This is a genomic window from Leucobacter sp. cx-42 (assembly GCF_014529985.1).
In the GTDB taxonomy this organism is placed as follows: Bacteria; Actinomycetota; Actinomycetes; order Actinomycetales; family Microbacteriaceae; genus Leucobacter.
Window position 1 is genome coordinate 204,166 of record NZ_JACVMU010000006.1, and the last position, 19,727, is coordinate 223,892.

The window sequence follows — 19,727 nt, forward strand, 5'->3', positions numbered from 1 at the left end:
CGGACTGGCAGCGGCTAGCCGAGTGCGCGCGTCAGCAGCACCTCAGCTGCTACCCGCGGACCGGTGAAGAACGGCGTCTCCTCGCGCACGTGGCGTCGCGCCTCGGTCGCGCGCAGGTCGCGCATGAGGTCGACGATGCGCAGCAGATCGTTCGCCTCGAAGGCGAGCAGCCACTCGTAGTCACCAAGCGCGAACGACGAGACCGTGTTCGCCAGCACATCGGTGTAGTCACGCGCCGCTCCACCATGCTCGCGGAGCATCTGGCTGCGCTCTGCCTCGGGCAGCAGGTACCAGTCATAGCTGCGCACGAACGGGTACACGCAGACGTAGTCGCCTGGCGTCTCGCCCGCGAGGAACGCGGGGATGTGGCTGCGGTTGAACTCCGCGGTGCGGTGCACGCCAATGTTCGACCAGACGGGCGAGAGTCGCCCCTCCGAACCCTCGATGACGGCGCGGTAGCCGGCCTGGAGCGCTTCGGAGGTGGGCGCGTGGAACCAGACCATGACGTCTGCGTCCGCGCGGAACCCCGAGATGTCATACCAGCCACGGACTTCGAGTCCGTCGACGGCTGCGATCCGCGCCTCAATCTCGGCGATTGCGGCTGCAGCGTCGTCGACGGGCGCAACCAGTCGGTCTTCTGCGAACACCGCAAACATGGTGTAATTCACGGCGTCATTAACGCTTTCGGCGATTGCTGAGTGGTCGATCATGGCGGATCTCCTTAATCCTCTGGTCCTGCAAGTACCGGCTTGCCGGTTACTTCGTTGTGGCGCATGCGGCAGCTTCCTGGAGGTGCCACATCTGGCAGCGCCGCGAGCTCACCGAGCGTGCGAGGAGTGACGTCCTCGCCACGTTCGCGGGCGGCGCGTTCGAGCACGAGATCAACGAGGCCGGCAACGAAGGGGGCGCGCACGCCAGCGGTATCTGCACGAACCGCGTGGATGCCAAGCTCCTCAGCGGTTTCGAGCGCCTCGGTATCGAGGTCGTAGACGACCTCCATGTGATCTGAGATAAAGCCGATGGGCGCGAGAATCACCTTCGTCACGCCGGCAGCAGCGAGCGCCTCCAGGTGATCGTTGACATCGGGCTCGAGCCACGGAGTGCGCGGATCGCCAGAGCGCGAGCAGTACGCGAGTGACGAATCGAAGGTGGGTGCGGTGGCACCTGCGAGGAGCGCGTCGATCGTCGCGCGCACGTCTTCGTGCTGTTCGCGGTAGCCGGGGCCGGTGACCGCCGAAGCGTCCTGCATGGTGTCGGGGATCGAGTGGGTGACGTACACGATGTGCGCGCCTGCGAGCTCGCCAGGCAGCTTCGCCGCCGCCTCGCGGATCGCGTCTGCGTTCGCGGTCACAAACCCGGGGTCATTGAAGAACGGGCGCACGATATCAATCTCGGGTGCGATGTCGCCGAGCGCGGCAACGTCTGCCGCGAGGTGCTCGCGGTACTGGCGGCTGCCCGAGTACGAGGCGTACGCGCTCGTCACAATCGTGAGCACGCGCTTCGCACCGAACGCTGCGGCATCGCGCAGGGTGTCGACCGAGTACGGGTGCCAGTTGCGGTTGCCCCAGACAACCGGCAGGTCGATGCCGCGCCCAGCAAGTTCGGCCTGCAACGCTGCGACGAGCTCAAGGTTCTGTTCGTTAATCGGGCTCTTGCCACCGAAGTGGCCGTAGTGCTCACCGACCTCTGCGAGGCGCTCGTCGGGAATCCCCTTCCCAACCGTCACATTGCGCAAGAACGGCAACACGTCTTCGGGAGCGTTCGGTCCGCCAAAGGAGCACAGGAGCACGGCGTCGTAGGGATGGGCGGGTTTGAGATGAGATTTGTCAGTCACAACTCTGACGCTATTCTCCCCAACCTGAACATCTGATGTGAAACATCGGACGTGATAGGTCTGACGTGGAACTATAGTGATTGCCGTTCGGCCAAACGGCCGGCTCCATCCCTTCGTCAGGAGCTCAATCGTGACCCGCATGCGCCATCCCGTGCTGTGGACGACCATCATCGGCGTGGTTGTCCTAGCCGCGGTCGCACTCGTCTCGCTCATGCTCGGCACGGTTCGACTCACGCCAGCGGAGACGCTCGGCGCACTGTTCTCCGGATTTGGCGGATCGGCCACCCCGGGCGCCGAGGGCACCGACCGCGCTGCCGCGCAAGCGCAGGCGGTTGTGTGGTCGATCCGCCTGCCCCGCATCGTGGTCGCGATGCTCGTGGGTGCCGCACTCGCGGTCGTGGGTACGGTCATGCAGGCGATTCTGCGCAACCCGCTCGCCGAACCTGGCATCACGGGCGTCTCCGCGGGTGCAGCGGTCGGCGCGGTTGCCGGCATCACACTTGGCTTCTCTGGGAAGAGCCAGTGGGGCGTCCCGCTCTCGGCATTTGCGGGTGCCGCGGTTGTCGCACTCATTCTGCTCGGGGTCTTGCGTGCGCGGCGCGATCTCCGCCCCGGCACCATCATTCTCGTGGGCGTCTCGCTCAGCGCGCTGGCCGGCGCAATCATCAGCATCCTCATCGCAAACGCACACGACGACGCACTCGTGCGGAGTGCCATGTTCTGGCTCTCCGGCGACCTTGAGCTCCGCCGCTGGGATCATGTCGCGCTCGCGATCGTCCCCATCGTGCTCGGTGTCGGTTACCTCCTCACCCGACTCCGGGCGCTCGATGCGCTCGCGCTCGGCGAAGAAATCGCGGCCACCTCAGGCATCAACGTGAACCGGGAGCGCACGATCCTGCTGCTCGTCGCCGCACTCGTCACCGGTGCCGCAGTTGCGGTGAGCGGCATCATCAGTTTCGTCGGCCTCATTGTGCCCCACTTCCTGCGGCTCATTGTCGGCGCCGCCCACGCGAGACTCCTCCCCCTCACGGCGCTCGGCGGCGCACTGTTCCTGGTGATTGCAGACACCCTGGCCCGCACCGCGTTCGGCTCGGTCGTCGTGCAGACCGGCGTTGTTGCCGCGCTCGCTGGCGCACCCGTGTTCCTCTTCATGCTCCTGCGAAAGAGCCGCTCATGATGACCGATTCACTCACACTCACCGACTTCGGCGCGATGCGGGGCGGGCGTTCGCTGGCGGATCCGCTCACCGTACACATCGAGCCAGGCGCGATCCTCGGGCTGGTCGGCCCGAACGGTGTCGGCAAATCATCACTCCTCGGTGCAATTGCCCGCACCGGGATCGCCTCATATGGCACGGCCACCTACGGCAGCACCGATCTCGCACGCCTCCCTGCACGCGAGCGCGCGAAACTCATCGCGCTCATGGCCCAGGATCACGGCGCACCTGGCGAGCTGCGCGTCCGCGAGCTCGTCGGGGTGGGAGCATGGGCGTCAGCCCGCAAGTATCCGAGCATGGCGGTCGAGCGCGCGCTCGATCAGGCCGGTATTGCTCACCTCGCAGATCGCCCCTACGCCGGACTCTCCGGTGGCCAGCGCCAGCTCGTCCAGTTCGCGCGCGTGCTCGCCCAGCAGACCCCCATCGTCGTGCTCGACGAGCCAACGAGCGCACTCGATCTCTTCCACCAGGGCGCGGTCGAGCGCATCATGCGCGATCTCGGAGCAGAGGGGCGGATCGTGATCGCCGCCATCCACGACCTCAGCCTCGCACTGAACGCGTGCACGGACGTCCTCCTCCTCCACCCCGGCGGCGTCGCGCATCACGGCCCGCCGCAGGAGGTCCTGCATCCGGAGCGCGTGTACGACGCGTACGGCGTGCACACCGAGATTCACACAACTGACCAGGGCAGGCACGTGCTTGCGACGGCAGATCCGTACGGGGCTGATCCGCGCCCCGAAGATACACACCCCGGCGTCACGCCGCACCGAAAGGACCAGTAATGCACCTCAACCGGACTCTCTCAGCCACGGCACTCGCGGCCGCGTGCCTCGTCGCCCTGACCGGGTGCGGTGCGGGTGGCGGATCGGACGCTACCGAGGGCGCCGCGTCGGCAGCACCGGCCGAGGCTGCCGCGAGCTGGCCACGCACGATTGACATTCCCGCTGGCTCGCACGGTGGCGAGGCAACGTCGATCACGATCGAGACTGAGCCGCAGGCGATCGCCGCGCTCGACTACGAGAGTGCCGAGGCGATTGCCGAGCTGGGTCTCGCCGACCACCTCGTGCTGATCCCCGAAGCCGTACTCAACCCGACACTTGGAAGCCACGTCAAGGAACTCAGTGCGGTGCCTGCGACCTTCCCCGTCGCAATGAGCCTTGATCCGGAGACCGTCATTGCGGCGGCGCCCGATCTCGTCATTTCGAGCCCACGCCACGGCATGGACGACACCATCGGCGAGACGCTCGCGCAGGCCGGCATTCAGTCGATGCAGCTGCCGACCTCGTGGACGAGTGTCGCCACCCTCACCCAGAACGTCGACCTCATCGGGCAGGCTATTGGTGCGGAAGACGCCGCAGACAAGCTCACCGCCGAGCTCGAGAAGGGTCTCGTGGCTACGGGATCCGCCGCCAAGGCAGCTGACACCAAGGACAGTGAGACACCAGGCGTGCTGGTGCTCACCAACCAGGCCGGTCGTGCCTTCATCACCGCGGGCGAGGCATACCCGCTCGAGCTCCTCGAGCTCGCCGGCGGTCACAGCGTGAGCGCGGATCTTGGCATGCGGGCCACCGGTCCCATCACCGCCGAGCAGGTCGTTGAGGCAAACCCCGCAGGCATCGTACTCGTCGACATGAACGGCTCGGGCGACCGCCTGTTCCAAGATTTGCTCGCAAACGAAGCGGTCGCGGCGTTGCCAGCTGCCGCGGATGACAAGATCCTGCGCGTCACCGGACACGAGGTCCAGGCACTCGGCTTGAACTCGACCATCGACGGGCTTGCAAAGCTCTCGACCTGGGTAGCCACGCTGGGCTAACGGGCAACTTTGGGACGCGATCGGTACACTCAACGCATGGCGACCCAACAGCTCGGATCACACAAAGTGCGAGACACACTAGCTTTCCTTCGCGCGCGCATCAGCAGCGGCGAATGGGCCATCGGCGAACTCATTCCGAAAGAACCCGAGCTCATGGAGCTCATCGGTGTCGGTCGCTCGACCGTCCGCGAGGCCGTGCGGTCACTCGCGACCCTCGGCATGCTGCAGGCTGTCCCCGGCGTCGGCACCTTCGTGCGTGCACGTACGCCGGTGAGCTCGATCCTTACCGAGTTCCTGCAGGAGCAGGACATCGAAGAGGTACTCGTCTACCGGCGCTCGCTGGAAATCGAGGCGGCACAGACCGCGGCGATCAAGCGCACCGACGAGCAGCTTGAGGCACTCCGCCTGAGCTACAGGCAGAACCACACCCACATTCTCAACGGTGAATACGGCGCTCCCGAGCACGGTGACACCCACGAGCGCTGCAACGACATCACGCGCCCGGACTCGTTCCACCGCCTGATCGTCGAGGCGAGTGGCAGCAAGCTGCTACTCGACCTGTACACGGGTGTGATGGCTGTACTCGGCCGCGCGGTCGATAACGGTGTCGCCTTCCTTGACATTTCTCCCGAGACCATGGACCTCGATCACGGTGCGCTCCTGCGCGCTATCGAGGACCGCGACGTGCGTGATGCAGCTCACACGATGGCGCTGCACGCGGACCGCGACCTCGGACTCCACACCGACATGCTGAACCTCTCCCCCAACACGGAGCGTGCCGAAAGCCTGATCGAGGCCGGTTACGATCCACAGTCGGTCGAGTAAGGCGCGAGCGACTCAATCATGACGAATCTGTGGGGCGATGTGCGAAAGCGCATCGCCCCACAGTCGTTTGCGCGGCTTGGCCAAACCTGGGTTTTGCAGCAAGTTTGCACTAAGTTGCACATTAATGTGCACTTTAGGGGTAAGCTGTTCACGTGAAACAGAGCTGGAGCGTCTTTACACGCGATGTTAAGCGAATCCTGCGCACAAGAAAAGCGTGGGTCATCGTCGTCGGTGTACTCGTCACGCCTGCCCTCTATGCGTGGTTCAACATCAATGCATTCTGGGACCCGTACGAGAACACCTCAAACATCACCGTTGCCGTGGCAAACCTCGACCGCGGGGCAGAAAATGAGCTCACCGGCAAGGTGAACATTGGCGACGAGCTGGTCAAAGAGCTCAAGGCCAACAACCAACTCGGCTGGGAGTTCATGAGCGAAGCCGCCGCACACGAAGCCGTCGAAAGCGGCAAGGCCTACGCGGCAATTGTCGTCCCGGCAGAATTTAGCTCAGATCTCTTGAGTCTCACGTCAGGCGACTTTACCCAGCCAGCACTCGAGTACTACGTCAACGAGAAAAACGGCATGATCGGGCCAAAGATCACCGACGTTGGCGCATCCACGCTTGACGCACAAATCACCAGCTCGTTCAAGGAACAGGTTGCAGACGCCGCAACGAAGGCGATCAAAGATACCGGCGACTCGATCGAGCTGAAGCTGTTCAACGCGCAGGATAAGACCGTCAATGCGTTCGATCAGACCACCAAGACGCTCGAGAACGCGCGAACGAGCCTCACGAACATGCAGTCTGGGATTGAAGACTCACGCGGCACGATTGCGACCACGCGCACGACCCTCACCGACGTGCGCAGCACGCTCGACGATGTGAAGGCCTCGATGACCGCTGCGCAGACCGCACTCGTGGAAACGCAGCGTGAGCTCGTGGCGTTCACCGATGCGGCATCACACGCGTACCTCACCGGTGCGACAAAGCTCGCAGACTCGGCTGCCTCAGCGCAGACCTCGATCACGCACCTCACCCAGGAACTCGATCAGGCAGGCGTTCGGCTTGATGCATCGATCACCGAGATGCAGAAGTCGATCGATGCGAACAACGAATCGATCGCAGATCTCGAGGCGCTGCTCGCAGACTCCTCGCTTCCCAACGATACAAAGGTGGCGCTGCAGTCAGCACTTGATCAGCTCGAATCGCAGAACGAAGCGAACCAGGGTGTACTCGATTCACTCAGCGAGCTGAATGACAGCACCGCCGGCGCAGCGGCTTCGGTCAACGATGCGGTCACCGCACTCTCCACCGCGATGGACAACACCAAGAACGCCGCTGGCGATATGCGGAAGATTCTCACGCAGACCGTCCCCGCAGTGAACTCGGCCGTCTCCCAGCTGTCAGCGAGCGCTTCGGCATTTACCGCGGCGATCTCTGCACAGCAGGAGGTCCTGACGCAGGCCGATGGCTTGCTCGCAGGCATCGATACTCAGCTGGTGGCTACCGGATCCGCCCTCACCAGCTTCGATGAGGACGTCAAGGGCCTGATCACTGGCGTGAAGACCGCCCGAGCAGACGTCCTCGCGATGTCTGCAGCGTCAGAGTGGGGTCTCCTCACCACCATCACCACGCTTGATCCCGACCAGATCGCGAGCTTCGTTTCGTCGCCGGTAACGGTGAACGAGATTCAGGTGTTCCCCATCAAAACCTACGGTTCGGCCATGGCGGCACTCTTCACCAATCTCTCCCTGTGGATCGGAGCCTTCGTGCTCATGGTCATCTTCAAGGTGGAGGTCGACACTGAGGGGCTGCGCCGCATCACCGTTCGCCAGGCCTACATGGGACGCTTCTTCCTGTTCGCGCTGCTCGGCATGCTGCAGGCACTCATCGTGAGCGTCGGCAACCTCGTCATCGGCGTGCAAACGACGAGCGCGGTCGCCTACGTCGGCACGAGCATGCTCATCTCTGTCGTCTACATGAGCATCATCTACGCACTTTCATCTGCGTTTGGTCACGTCGGTCGCGGCCTCTGCGTCCTGTTCATCATCATGCAGATTCCCGGTGCTTCTGGCCTCTACCCGATTGAGCTCATGCCCGGATTCTTCCGCACGCTGTACCCGCTGCTGCCGTTCTCCTACGGCATCGACGCACTGCGCGAAACGATCGGCGGCTTCTACGGGGCGCACTACTGGAAGTTCATGGGTGTGCTTGCGCTCATGTCAGCAATCGCCTTCATCATCGGCATCACGCTGCGCACGCGCTTCGGTAACTTCAACCGACTGTTCAACCGTCAGATCGCTGAAACCGATCTGATGATTGGCGAGAAGGTTGCGGTGGTCGGCCCCGGCTACCGCCTGATTGATGTCATTCACGCACTGAAGAACCGTGACGAGTACCGCGAGGACCTTGCGGTACGCGAGCGCGCGTTCACCCACCACTACCCCAAGCTGTTGAAGAGCACGCTCATTATCGGCGCGGTCGGCATGGTCGTACTCGGAATCGTCGCGTGGGCGTTGCCCGGCGGCAAGGCCCTCATGCTCGGCCTCTGGGTGGCGTGGTCACTGCTCGTGATCGTCTCACTCATCGTGCTCGAGTACATCAAGCAGAGCTTTATTCACGCGGCCACGGTCGCAAACATGCCGGAGGAAGAACTCCGCGAAGCAGTCATGGCGAGTGCCATCACTGAGCAGGGCGAGGAGGCGCCGCGCGCATGAGAAACATCTTGGATCTGATCCGCCGCGATCTGCGTCACGCCACCCGCAACGTCATGGCAGGCATCGTGTTGTTCGGCCTCGTCGTCATTCCATCGCTCTTTACCTGGTTCAACGTGATCGCCAGCTGGGACCCGTTCGAGAACGCGAGCAGCCTCAAAGTCGCCGTCGCAAGCACGGATGCCGGATATCAGAGCGACCTCATGCCGATCCGCATCAACGTCGGCGAACAGGTGCTCTCCCAGCTGCGCGCAAACGATGCACTCAACTGGGTCATCACCGATGAGGAAGACGCAATCGACGGCACCCGCTCGGGTGAGTACTACGCGGCTGTTGTGCTGCCCGCATCGTTCAGCACCGACATGATGACGTTCTACACCAACGGCTCTGAGCGCACGAGCCTCGACTTCTACACGAACGAGAAGAAGAACGCGCTCGCGCCGAAGCTCACCGAGCAGGGTGCCGAGGGCATCTCTGCGCAGATCAGCGAAACCTTCACCGAAACCCTCGGTGATGTTGCCGTCGGCATGGTGTCGTCGCTCAGCGACTACCTCACCGATGAAAACACCCAGGCGATGCTCACACGCGTTGAATCCCGCGTTGGCAACATCTCGCTCCAGCTACGCTCAAGCGCCCGCACGACCGAGATGCTCACGTCGCTCGTTGACGCCAGCATTCCCCTCGTCGACAGCGCCGAATCGCTCGTGAGCGCTGCGGGCGGCGCATTCGGCGACACGAAGAACGCCCTCGGCGGTGGTGCAGCGGCAGTCGAAGACCTGAAGAGCACCTTGCAGGGCGCGTCAAGCGCGCTCTCAAGCGCACTCACCGCGTCGACCGAGGGCTACGACGCAGTCGCGGCCAAGATCGACGCGCTCTACGCGAGCGGCCACGACCTCGGCAATGCGCAGGCAAATTCACTCGACTCGCTCGCCGATCGCGTCCAGGCACAGATTGATGCCACGCAGGACCTCCGCGACAAGCTTGCGACAGACACCGCAAACCTGCCACAGCAGGACGAAGTGACCAAGCTGCTCGCCCGGCTCGACGACTCCATCGCGCGCCAAACGGTCGTGCGCGATCGCCTCACCGATGCTGCGCAGGCCATCCGCGACGGCGATGCCAAGGCGCAGGAATCGCACGACCAGAACATCGCTGCGATCGCTGAGGCAAAGGCGGCGATTGAGGCCGCGCGCACCTCGTACGAAACCGGGTTGAAGCCGCAGCTCGACAAGCTCGGCGCTGCCGTCGACGCGGTGAGTGGTGACGTGGGGGCGATCCGCCAAGACCTCGCTTCAGCGTCTGCCGGGCTCTCTGGCGCGGGTGACTCGGTACGCGACGTGCTCGACCGCTCGCGCGATGCGACTTCGAAGCTCTCAAAGTCGCTCACCGATGCCGCCGACAAGTTCGACAAGATTCAGCAGACCATCAAGGACGCAACGAAGACCGGCGACCTCTCCAAGCTCTCAGAGGTCATTGGCTCTGACCCGGGTACGCTCGCTACCTCACTCGCGAACCCGGTGCGCGTGGATCGCACCGCGGTATTCCCGGTCGCAGGCTTCGGCGTTGGCGTCGCTCCGCTGTACATGGTGCTTGCACTGTGGGTGGGTGCGCTGCTGATGACAGTGACGATTCGTACCGACGTCACCAATGAGACGCTCCCCGATCGCGACGAGCTCAGCCCCACCGAGAAGTACCTCGGTCGCTACGGTATCTTCGCGCTCATCGGCCTTGCCCAGAGCAGTCTGCTGGCGCTCGGACTCATCCTGTTCGTGCAGATCGAGCCGGCGCACCCGTTCCTGCTCGTGCTTGCGTCTTGGATCATCTCGCTCGTCTTTACGCTCATCGTCTACACGGCGGTCGTCGCGTTTGGCAACGCGGGCAAGGCACTTTCGGTGCTCCTGCTCGTGCTCCAAGTGTCTGGCGCAGGCGGCGCCTACCCTCTGCCGTTGTTGCCCGAGTGGTTCCAGAACATCAGCCCGTTCCTGCCCGCCACGTACGCGGTGGAGGCGCTCAGGGCTGCGGTCGCCGGAGTTTACAATGGAGACTTCTGGATCGCGCTTGGCATGCTCCTGCTGTTCACGCTTCCCGCGCTGCTGCTCGGCCTCGTGCTGCGTCGCCCGCTCATGTCATTCAACCGTGGCCTCATCGAGGCCGTTGAATCAACGAAACTCATGTAAGGGGTGACACCGATGCCCGCATCAACTGCCGTGCGCAACGTCGTTCGCCGCGGACCCCGCAGCGACGCCACCGCCAACCGTGAAGCCCTCATCCAGGCCGCCCAGTCAGTCTTGGCGCAGCAGCCCAATGCCTCACTCGTCACGATTGCGCAGGCCGCTGGCCTCTCACGGCGCGCACTGTACGGGCACTTCCCCGACCGGGAAGCACTCATCAAGGCCGTTGTTGAGCACGGTGCACAGAAGTTCAACGACATTGCCGAGTCGACCGAGCATGCCGATCCGCGCGTTGCGCTGGCGCTGCTCGCCGCACGGTTGTGGCGCGAGGCGTCGGCCGTGCGCGCGTCGGCGAACATCGCGCTCGACGATGCACATGTTGCCGACACCGCGCGGGCGCTGGCACCGCTGCGCCAGCGGTTGCGGGTATTAACCGAGGCTGGCGTCGCTGACGGGTCGTTCCGTCGGGATCTGTCGCCCGCCGTACTCGCTTACCTTGTGGAGGAGGCGGCACGTACGACGCTGCGCGGGAGGTCTTCCTCTGGCGATTTTGCGTCAGGCGAGCTGGCTGCTGCCGCTGGCACCGTCGTGCGCGTGGTACTCAGCATCGTCGGGCTCGGCTGGGTCGAGCAGGTGGAGCTCATCGAAGCGCATCCTGAGGTGCTTGGCTAACCCGTAGCCGCCGACTTCCTCCCTTCACCGGGCTCAGATTTCGTCAATGCGCTCGCAGCTATTGATGATTAGTTGCGGGTCGTAGATGCTCGTGTGCATGAGATCTAATGCTTCTGCACACAAGGTGAAAGTTCCCCCTGCTGTGCAACTGCAAGCGCTGAGTATCGTGCGTCAGTTTCCTTGGTCATCAGATCTGTCTGAGGCAGATCAGCTGCAGTGCGCGAATGGTCTCCTCGCGGCGATCCGGGCAGATACTCCCGGGCGTCTGTTGAACGAAATCTACTCTTGGCGTGGCACCGCTGAGGCGCTAGCCGCCGGGTCGGAGGGGTGAGGCGTGCGAATGGCTGGTCTCGCGCAGCCATCACGATTCTTAACCGTCCACATTCGAGTGGTTACATCTCTATCTTGGGGACGCGTGAATCTGGACGGACCGAGCGGCGCTCGCTCCCAGGCGAGAACGTTCAACTAGGGTAATTGCTGTATCGGCCCACGCTGTCAGGAGGACCGCCAAGTGAGCAGTGATCTCGTCCCACAAATCGAGACATTCCGTCCAATCGTTCTTCGGCTACTCAAAGATGGTGAAGCACGCTCCGCAAAAGATATTCAGCGTCTCGCAGCAGAAGCCGCGGGACTCAGCGAAGCCGCAACTGGCCAAGTGATTGCTTCAGGACAGCCACGATACGTGAACCGCGTGAGCTGGGCGTGCTCCAGCCTCGCTGTGGGCGGTTTACTCGAACGGCCGCGTCGTGGCTGGTACCAAATCACTGACAATGGTCGCGCAGTTGAGTCGCGCAACCTGAGTGCGTACAGCGAACAAGACATGCTGGAATGGCCGATCTGGCAGGCCTATCAGCGAGAACTCGAAGATCGTAAGCGTGCGAGCGGAGACAATGATGCCTCGCTCGCAGCGCCTGCCACAGAACCGGTCTCATTAGATCCGCTCGAAGCCATCGAAGAAAGCTACAAAGCTTTCAACGATCACACAGAGACCCGGCTGCGCAGACGACTCCAGGAAGCATCACCAGACTTCTTTGAGAAGGCGGTCGTGGATCTGCTCTGGGCAATGGGTTATGGCGGATCTCACGGCGAAAAACAACGCGTCGGCAAGTCAGGCGACAACGGCATCGATGGCATCATCCGTCAGGATGCACTTGGCCTATCGAATGTCTACATTCAAGCGAAGCGGTACTCGGATTCAAACCCGGTCGGCAGTCCCGCCATTCGTGATTTCATCGGCGCGCTTGACTCGCACGGTGCTACACAAGGCGTCTTCATCACGACTTCACGCTTCTCATCATCTGCGGCTAATGCAGCCAACAATTACCGCCATGGAAAAATCGTACTCATCGACGGCATCCGACTGACCACCCTCTTGGTGGACTACTCAGTGGCCGTCCGCAAGGTCAAGGAGTTCACGCTCTACGACGTCGACGAGGAGTACTTCGAGGCCGACCTCGACTAACCGCTCACCGAAACAGCACCACGCACCGGATCCTGCTTCGCAATCAACCGCAGGTGCCACGCGCGCAATACCTCGACGAGCACGACGCCCACCGCGACAACGATCAGCACGAGTACGCCCAGATCATTGGGCAGCCACGTCACCTGGAAGAAGTCGCGCGTGAACGGAATGAGCCAGACGAGGCCGAGCCCGGCGTACATTGCCAGCACGATGAGCACCCGGAACGGGTGAATCGGTCGCGCCATCACCGCGAGCACCCAGAGCGCGACGCCAGCAAGCGTAAGCGTCGACGCCGACTGGATCTCGATCGTCGAGAAGTCACCCATGTTGAATGCGCCGATCCGCACGGCAATGAGCGCGGCCGTCACGATGAGGCCAGCAGGAATTGAGAACGCCAGGGAACGTTTAAGGAAGCCCGACCGGTAGCGCGCGGAGTTCGGCATCAGCGCCAGGAAGAACGCCGGGATACCGATGGTGAGGCCGTCGGTGATCGAGAGCTGACGCGGCAGGAACGGGAACGCCCACGCGAGCAGACCGAAGATCACGCCAATCGCGAAGGCGTACATCGTCTTCGTCAGGAACAGCATCGACACCCGCTCAATGTTCGCGATCACGCGGCGCCCCTCGGCCACGACGCCCGGCATGCGGTCGAAGCGGCCGTCGAGCAGCACGAGGCGCGCGACGGCCTTCGTCGCCTGCGCGGCAGTGTCCATGGCGATGCCAAGATCCGCCTCTTTGATCGCGAGCGCATCGTTCACGCCATCACCGGTCATCGCAACCACGTGGCCGCGCCGCTGGAGCGCGTGCACCATCGCGAGTTTCTGCCGCGGAGTCACCCGCCCAAACACATGCTCACGCTCGAGTACCTCACCGAGCTCGTCGAGATCTTCCGGGAGTTCGCGCGCATCGAATCCGGCCGCACATTCGAGTCCAACGGAGCGGGCGACGGCGGCGACCGTGCGCGGATCGTCTCCCGAGATCACTCGCACGTCGACGTCTTGCTCGGCGAAGTACTGCAGTGTCTGTGCGGCGTCCTCGCGCACCTGTTCCTTGAAGGTCAAGATCACGACCGGGAACAGTTCAGCAGGCAGCTCCGGCTGTTCCAGCGCAGCGGGTCGCTGCGGGCTGTACGCGAGTACGAGCGTGCGCGAACCCTGCTCAGCCAGGCGGCCGGCCTCCGCGAGCGCGATCCGGTTCGCCTCGGTTGCCTCGCGCATGACGAACTCGGGGGCGCCAAGCACCCAGGTGCCTTCGGCGGGGGCGGATCCGCGCCCCACCATCAACGCACTCCACTTACGCGCCGAATCAAACGGAATCGGGGTCGGGTCAACCGGTTGCTCGGCACCCGAGAACGGGGCCGCGAGCGAGGCCGCGGTGCCGTTCGCGTCGGGCGCGGATCCGAGGTAGCTCAGTACCCCTTCCCAGCCCGTGACCGGATGCAGCTCGACCGCCTGGTCGAAGGCCATCTCGCCGGTCGTGAGCGTGCCCGTCTTGTCGAGGCAGAGTGCGTCGACGCGCGCGAGGCCTTCGACGGCCGGCAGCTCTTGGATGAGGACCTGCTGCTGCGCGAGCGAGACTCCGCTCACGGCAAACGCGATACTCGTGACGAGCACGAGGCCGAGTGGCACCATCGCGATGACGGCAGCGATCGCACCGACAACCGCTTCTTCCCACCCACCGTTGGAAATAGCGACCGACCAGCCGCCCTGCGACTGCATCTGGCCGTTCACGACGATGACGATCATGAGCGGGAGCAGCCACATGATCCACTTCAGCAGACGGTCGATACTGCTCCGCAGCTCGGACTTCACGAGTGAGAACTTGCGTGCGTCGGCTGTGAGCTTCGCCGCGTAGGAGTCGCCACCGACGCGGATCACCTCAGCGGTTCCGCTGCCGCTCACCACGTTTGAACCCGACAGGAGCTCATCGTCGGGCTGCTTGCGAATCGCGTCAGATTCGCCCGTCAATAGTGACTCGTCGATTTCGAGGCCGGTCGGGCCGGTGTGATCGGTGTCAATAACCCGCGCATCGGCGGTGATTTGGTCACCCGTATGCAGCACAAACACATCGCCGAGCACGACCTGTTCCTGCGGAATCTCGATCGTTTTCCCATCGCGGATCACGCGCGCCGTCGGCGCATTCAGCACGGCAAGGCGGTCAAGTGTGCGCTTCGCGTTGAACTCCTGCACGACGCCGATGACGGTGTTGAAGATTGCTGGCAGGCCGAACAGCGCATCTTGCCAGCGGCCCAGGAGGAGCAGAATGCCGAAGCCCGCGAACACGATCGCGTTGAACAGCGTGAATACGTTGGCAGCGAGGATCGCGCCGAGCGATCGACTCGATGCGTCTGGGGCCGCGTTCCCTCGTCCGTCGGCGAGCCGTTTGGCTGCCTCTGTGCTGGAGAGTCCGGTCGTCGTCACGCTCATACGCCAAGCCTATGAGGTTTGAGGCGTTTTTCTTAGGGTTTTGTGCAGCCTCGCCAGGGTTGCCGGGCTCGCGGCACCCGCGCCTAACCCGCCGCGCAGGCCACGATGGCCGTGCTGGTACCCCCAACCCCGCGAAGACACCCGTTTCTGCCGAAACCGATAGTTGCAGCGCGCAGAAACGGGTGATCTCGGCAGAAAGTGCCTGTTTCGCGGGGTTGGTGTTGGGATTGGGATTGGGCCTGCGGCCTAGCCCTTGACTGCCACCTCGGACACCTGCTTGCGCCCGAGGAACGGCGCGCACACCACGCCGAGCAGCGCAATGCTGCCGCCCACGACGAACGCCAGGTGCACGCCGCTCGTCCCGCTGCCAGCGGCAGCGCCCGCCGTCCCGAGCGCGAAACCGCCGATCATCGCCGCGATACCGATCGCACCACCGAGCTGTTGCGCGGTGTTCACGATCGCGCTGCCGTGACCGTACAGTCGCATGGGCAGGCTGCTGAGCGCGTGGGTCAGCATGGGGGTGAGCACGAATGCCATACCGGTCGAGAACACGACGTGCATGCCGATGATCTGCGGCACCGTGCTCTCCGCGTTGAGCGTCGTCATCCACCACTCAGCGCCAGCGAGCACAATCGTGCCGGGAATCACGAGCGGCAGCACGCCGAACATGTCGTACAGGCGGCCAACGAAGGGCGAGAGCAGCCCCTGCAGCACGCCGCCTGGCAGCAGCATGAGGCCGGTCGCGAGCACGGTCATGCCGAGTGCGGTCTGGGCGAACATCGGCAGCACGAGAACGGTGCCGAGCATCGTGCCCATGGCGACCATCACGACGATGACCGAGAGCGCGAAGCGGCGCTCGCGGAACGGCGTAAGATCAAGCAGCGCAAGGCCGGGACCCTTCGCGAGGAGCGCACGCTGACGCAGCACGAACCACGCCAGTGCCACGAGACCGATCGGCCCCGCGATGACCGGAACGAGCGAGCCGGTGGAGAGATCCGCGATCGTGGAAATCGCCGTCACGATACCGCCGAAACCGAGCAGGCTCAGCACCACTGAGGTGGCGTCGAGCGACGGGCGCGCGCCGCCGCCGATGCGCGGCATGAGCAGGAGGCCGACGATGAGCGCGATGATCGCGATCGGCACCATGAAGCCGAAGACCCAACGCCAGTTGAACGCGTCAATGACGAGGCCAGAGAGCGTCGGGCCAACCGCGGGACCGACCGAGATGACGACGGAGTTGAGGCCCATGACAGATCCGCGGAACTGGGGCGGCACCAGCGTCAGCGTCGTGGTCATGAGCAGCGGCATGATGATCGCTGTGCCAGCGGCCTGGAGCACCCGGCCCGTCATCACGAACCCAAACGTCGGCGCGAAGGCAGACACGATCGTACCGAAGAGGAAGAGCACGATAGCGAGCAAGAATAGGTGGCGGATCGAGTGCTTCTGGAGCAGGAATCCGGTCATAGGAATGACAATCGCCATCGTCAACAGGAAGCCAGTCGTCAGCCACTGCACCGTGGTCGCGCTCACGCCAAAGTCGGCCATGAGCTGCGGGAGGGCCACGCCAAGCACCGTCTCATTGAGAATCATCACGAAAGCAGAGATCGCAAGAATCAAGATTGCTGCCGTGATGGTACGGCGGTCGGGGGTGGGTGTTTCGGTGGGTTCAGGCGTCACTACGCAGCAGCTCTTCTCTGGTGAGGAATTGTTCGAAGCATAAATTATGGCACACTGTGCCATCTTCTGAAAAATGGGCCGCGAATCAGATAGATTCGTATGGCACCGATCCGCCCACCGCGAGGAGCGCCGTGTCTACATCGCAATCTGATGCCCTGCCAGAGGGGCTGCGTCAGCGGAACTACCGCGAGACGCAGACGCGAATCCAGCTGGCCGCTATCGACCTCGCCGAACGCAATGGACTGTGCAACGTCACGACCGCGCAGATCGCCGAGGCCGCTGGCATTTCGCGGCGCACGTTCTTCCGCTATTTCTCCTGCAAGGAACAGGCGATCATGCCCGGCCCGCGCAGGTATCTCGACACGATCGACTCGATCGAGCTCGCCGGGTCGAACCTCACGGTGTCAGACAGCATCCTCGCGACCATCGAGGCGATCGGTGACCAAGTGTTGGAGATTGAGGGTGACCCGGAGCTCCCGGTGCACCGCCGCATTGCCGCTCTCCTCGCCAAAGAACCCGATCTGCGCACGTATGGCGCCTCGCAGGACGTCGAGATCGCAGAGCGCATGGCGGATCGGTTCAGCACGGTCTACCCCGATGTGAGCACCGCAGACCTCGCGCTCTTCGCCGAGATCGGCATCACCGTCTGGCGTCACGGCTGGATTCGCTGGTCAGGCCAGGCCGAGCAGCCGAACCCCGAGTCGCCCGTCGAGAGCCATCGTGCCGTGCGCGAGGCGATGCGCGGGGCGTTCCTAGCACTCACCCAGCCGTAGCGCGGTCCGGCCCGTTCAGCCGCGCTCAACCCCGCAACCCCGCGACCCCGCGAACCCCGCGAACCCCGCGAACCCCGCGAAAAGCATAGTTTCTCCCGAAACCGATAGTTTCAGCGCGCTGAAAGGGGTGATCTCGGCAACAACGCCCCTTCTCGAGGGGTTGACCGCGGCTTGGGCAGGGTTGACCGCGGCTTGGGCGGTGCTGAGCACCAAATCAGCCCAGCACCACACCTCAAACACCCAACCCGTATGCCGTCCGTGAGGATCCCCGCAAACACCGTATGGATTCCGTTAGGACTCCCTTGAGCGACCCCAGACGGGTGTTTGATCAGGTCATAGCCCGTATTTGGGCGCCAGTTTTCGCTGAAAGGACCTGTCGTGTTTGACCTCATTGCCGCCACGCTCGCGGTCGCCGCCATCGGGTATCTCGTGGTCGCACTGTTGAAGCCGGAGAAATTCTAATGACCTGGCCGACTACACTCCTCGCGCTCGCCTCACTCGCGACCGTCGCGCTCGTCCTGGTCATCGCGTATCGCCCGTTCGGCGATTACATGGCCTGGGTCTACACCTCACGCACTGATTGGAAGATCGAGCGCGTGATTTATCGGATCATTGGCGCGGATCCGCAGACCGAACAAACCTGGCAGGCCTACCTGCGCAGCGTGCTCTCGTTCTCTGCCGTTGGTCTTCTCTTCGTCTACCTGTTGCAGCGGCTCCAGCCGGTGCTCCCCTATTCGCTCGGACTCGATGCGCCGTCACCGGATCTCGCATTCAACACCGCGGCCTCCTTCGTGGGCAACACCAACTGGCAGTCGTATTCGCCAGAGCTGACCGTCGGATACACCGTGCAGTTTGCGGGTCTCGCCGTACAGAACTTTGTCTCTGCTGCGGTCGGCATCTCGGTTGCGATCGCGCTCGTGCGCGGCTTCGCGTATCGCCGCTCTGGCACGATCGGCAACTTCTGGGTCGACCTCACCCGCGGCACCCTGCGCATCTTGCTGCCGATCGCAACGCTCGCGGCGGTGGTGCTGATGATCGCCGGCGTCGTCCAGAACTTCGCTGGTTTCACGACCGTCGAGACTCTGACCGGTGCAACGCAAACAATTCCGGGTGGCCCGACCGCTTCGCAGGAGGCTATCAAGCTCCTCGGCACGAACGGTGGCGGTTTCTTCAACGCGAACTCCGCGCACCCGTTCGAGAACCCCTCGGCACTGACGAACCTGTTCCAGGTGCTCCTCATGCTCATCATCCCGTTCTCGCTGCCTCGCGCCTTCGGGCGGATGGTCGGCGACAACCGCCAGGGCTACGCAATCGTGTCGGTCATGGGGATCCTCTACATCGCATCCTTCAAGATCCTCACGCTGCTCGAGACCGCCGGCCGAGGCACCGCACCCGAGCTCGCAGGGGCTGCGATGGAGGGCAAAGAACAGCGCCTCGGCATCATTGGCTCGACGCTGTTCACCACGACGAGCACGGGGACATCGACGGGCGCGGTCTCGGCGATGCACGATTCGTACACCTCCCTCGGCGGAATGATGCCGATGCTCAACATGATGCTCGGCGAGGTCTCCCCCGGTGGCGTCGGATCTGGGCTGTACGCGATCCTTGTCCTCGCGGTGATTGCGGTGTTCATCTCGGGCCTGCTCATTGGGCGCACCCCCGAATACCTCGGCAAGAAAATCAGCTCGCGTGAGATCAAGCTGGCGGCGATGTACGTACTCGTGAGCCCCATGCTCGTGCTTGTGGGCACCGCCCTGAGCTTCGCACTCCCCGGTGTCAAAGACGAGGTGGCCAACGTCTCGATTGCGAACCCCGGCGTGCACGGCATGTCCGAAGTGCTCTACGCCTTCACCTCGGCAGCCAACAACAATGGCTCGGCGTTCGCGGGCCTTACCGCCGATACTCCGTGGCTGAACATCGCGCTCGGCCTCACGATCTTGCTCGGCAGGTTCATTCCGATCGCACTCGTGCTCGCGCTCGCTGGTTCGCTCGCCGCACAGGAGAAGGTCCCGCCAACGGTCGGCACCCTCCCCACCCATCGCCCCATGTTCATCGGACTGTTGACCGCGGTCACGATCCTCATGTCGGCACTCACTTACTTCCCAGTACTCACTCTGGGTCCGCTCGCTGAAGGGCTGCAGTAA

General features: G+C 63.5%; 15 protein-coding genes. 11 read left to right on the forward strand and 4 right to left on the reverse strand.

From position 1 onward, the window contains the following. Positions 1-14: 14 nt before the first annotated feature. Together hemQ and ICM05_RS07035 are read right to left on the reverse strand one after the other, a co-directional pair. Complete coding sequence (gene hemQ / locus ICM05_RS07030; protein ID WP_188023866.1) at positions 15-710, reverse strand: hydrogen peroxide-dependent heme synthase; 696 nt, start codon at positions 708-710, stop codon at positions 15-17. Between the two features lie 11 nt (positions 711-721). Beyond that, complete coding sequence (locus ICM05_RS07035; RefSeq protein WP_353055843.1) at positions 722-1,834, reverse strand: ferrochelatase; 1,113 nt, start codon at positions 1,832-1,834, stop codon at positions 722-724. 139 nt (positions 1,835-1,973) lie between these two features. Here ICM05_RS07035 and ICM05_RS07040 point away from each other — a divergent pair, with 139 nt between their 5' ends. The 8 genes from ICM05_RS07040 to ICM05_RS07075 all read left to right on the forward strand — a co-directional run bounded on the left by ICM05_RS07040 (position 1,974) and on the right by ICM05_RS07075 (position 12,707). After that, entirely contained in the window at positions 1,974-3,011 is a 1,038-nt protein-coding gene (locus tag ICM05_RS07040; protein WP_188023978.1) for an iron ABC transporter permease, read from the forward strand. Further along, positions 3,008-3,832, forward strand: a complete 825-nt coding sequence (locus tag ICM05_RS07045) for an ABC transporter ATP-binding protein (RefSeq protein ID WP_188023868.1) — start codon at positions 3,008-3,010, stop codon at positions 3,830-3,832. Before ICM05_RS07040 ends, ICM05_RS07045 begins: the two co-directional genes overlap by 4 nt. Further along, positions 3,832-4,863: an ABC transporter substrate-binding protein gene (locus ICM05_RS07050; protein WP_188023869.1), complete on the forward strand. Its 1,032-nt coding sequence runs from the start codon at positions 3,832-3,834 to the stop codon at positions 4,861-4,863. Before ICM05_RS07045 ends, ICM05_RS07050 begins: the two co-directional genes overlap by 1 nt. Positions 4,864-4,899: 36 nt before the next feature. After that, positions 4,900-5,688, forward strand: coding sequence for a FadR/GntR family transcriptional regulator (locus tag ICM05_RS07055; protein ID WP_188023870.1), 789 nt, complete (start codon positions 4,900-4,902; stop codon positions 5,686-5,688). A 152-nt stretch (positions 5,689-5,840) separates the two neighbouring features. After that, the gene (locus ICM05_RS12940; RefSeq protein WP_188023871.1) at positions 5,841-8,405 is read left to right on the forward strand and encodes a YhgE/Pip domain-containing protein; all 2,565 of its coding nucleotides are present in this window, start codon (positions 5,841-5,843) and stop codon (positions 8,403-8,405) included. Further along, complete coding sequence (locus ICM05_RS07065) at positions 8,402-10,579, forward strand: YhgE/Pip domain-containing protein (protein WP_188023872.1); 2,178 nt, start codon at positions 8,402-8,404, stop codon at positions 10,577-10,579. The genes ICM05_RS12940 and ICM05_RS07065 overlap by 4 nt, the downstream gene beginning before the upstream one ends. Positions 10,580-10,591: 12 nt before the next feature. Continuing rightward, positions 10,592-11,245, forward strand: coding sequence for a TetR/AcrR family transcriptional regulator (locus ICM05_RS07070; RefSeq protein ID WP_188023873.1), 654 nt, complete (start codon positions 10,592-10,594; stop codon positions 11,243-11,245). A 511-nt stretch (positions 11,246-11,756) separates the two neighbouring features. Then, a complete protein-coding gene (locus tag ICM05_RS07075) occupies positions 11,757-12,707 on the forward strand; it encodes a restriction endonuclease (RefSeq protein ID WP_188023874.1) in 951 nt (316 codons plus the stop codon). Here ICM05_RS07075 and ICM05_RS07080 read toward each other — a convergent pair. Both ICM05_RS07080 and ICM05_RS07085 read right to left on the reverse strand, forming a co-directional pair. Continuing rightward, positions 12,704-15,133 (reverse strand): HAD-IC family P-type ATPase, encoded by a 2,430-nt coding sequence (locus tag ICM05_RS07080; RefSeq protein ID WP_188023875.1) that lies wholly within the window; start codon positions 15,131-15,133, stop codon positions 12,704-12,706. The genes ICM05_RS07075 and ICM05_RS07080 overlap by 4 nt on opposite strands. Before the next feature lie 246 nt (positions 15,134-15,379). Continuing rightward, on the reverse strand, positions 15,380-16,810 hold the full coding sequence (locus ICM05_RS07085; RefSeq protein WP_188023876.1) for a DHA2 family efflux MFS transporter permease subunit: 1,431 nt from the start codon (positions 16,808-16,810) through the stop codon (positions 15,380-15,382). A 131-nt stretch (positions 16,811-16,941) separates the two neighbouring features. Between ICM05_RS07085 and ICM05_RS07090 the strand changes: the two genes are divergently transcribed. The 3 genes from ICM05_RS07090 (at position 16,942) to kdpA (ending at position 19,727) form a co-directional block, all read left to right on the forward strand. Continuing rightward, a complete protein-coding gene (locus ICM05_RS07090; protein WP_188023877.1) occupies positions 16,942-17,583 on the forward strand; it encodes a TetR family transcriptional regulator in 642 nt (213 codons plus the stop codon). A gap of 378 nt (positions 17,584-17,961) precedes the next feature. Beyond that, positions 17,962-18,045, forward strand: a complete 84-nt coding sequence (kdpF, locus tag ICM05_RS12945; protein WP_353055846.1) for a K(+)-transporting ATPase subunit F — start codon at positions 17,962-17,964, stop codon at positions 18,043-18,045. Further along, the gene (gene kdpA / locus ICM05_RS07100) at positions 18,045-19,727 is read left to right on the forward strand and encodes a potassium-transporting ATPase subunit KdpA (protein ID WP_188023878.1); all 1,683 of its coding nucleotides are present in this window, start codon (positions 18,045-18,047) and stop codon (positions 19,725-19,727) included. Before kdpF ends, kdpA begins: the two co-directional genes overlap by 1 nt.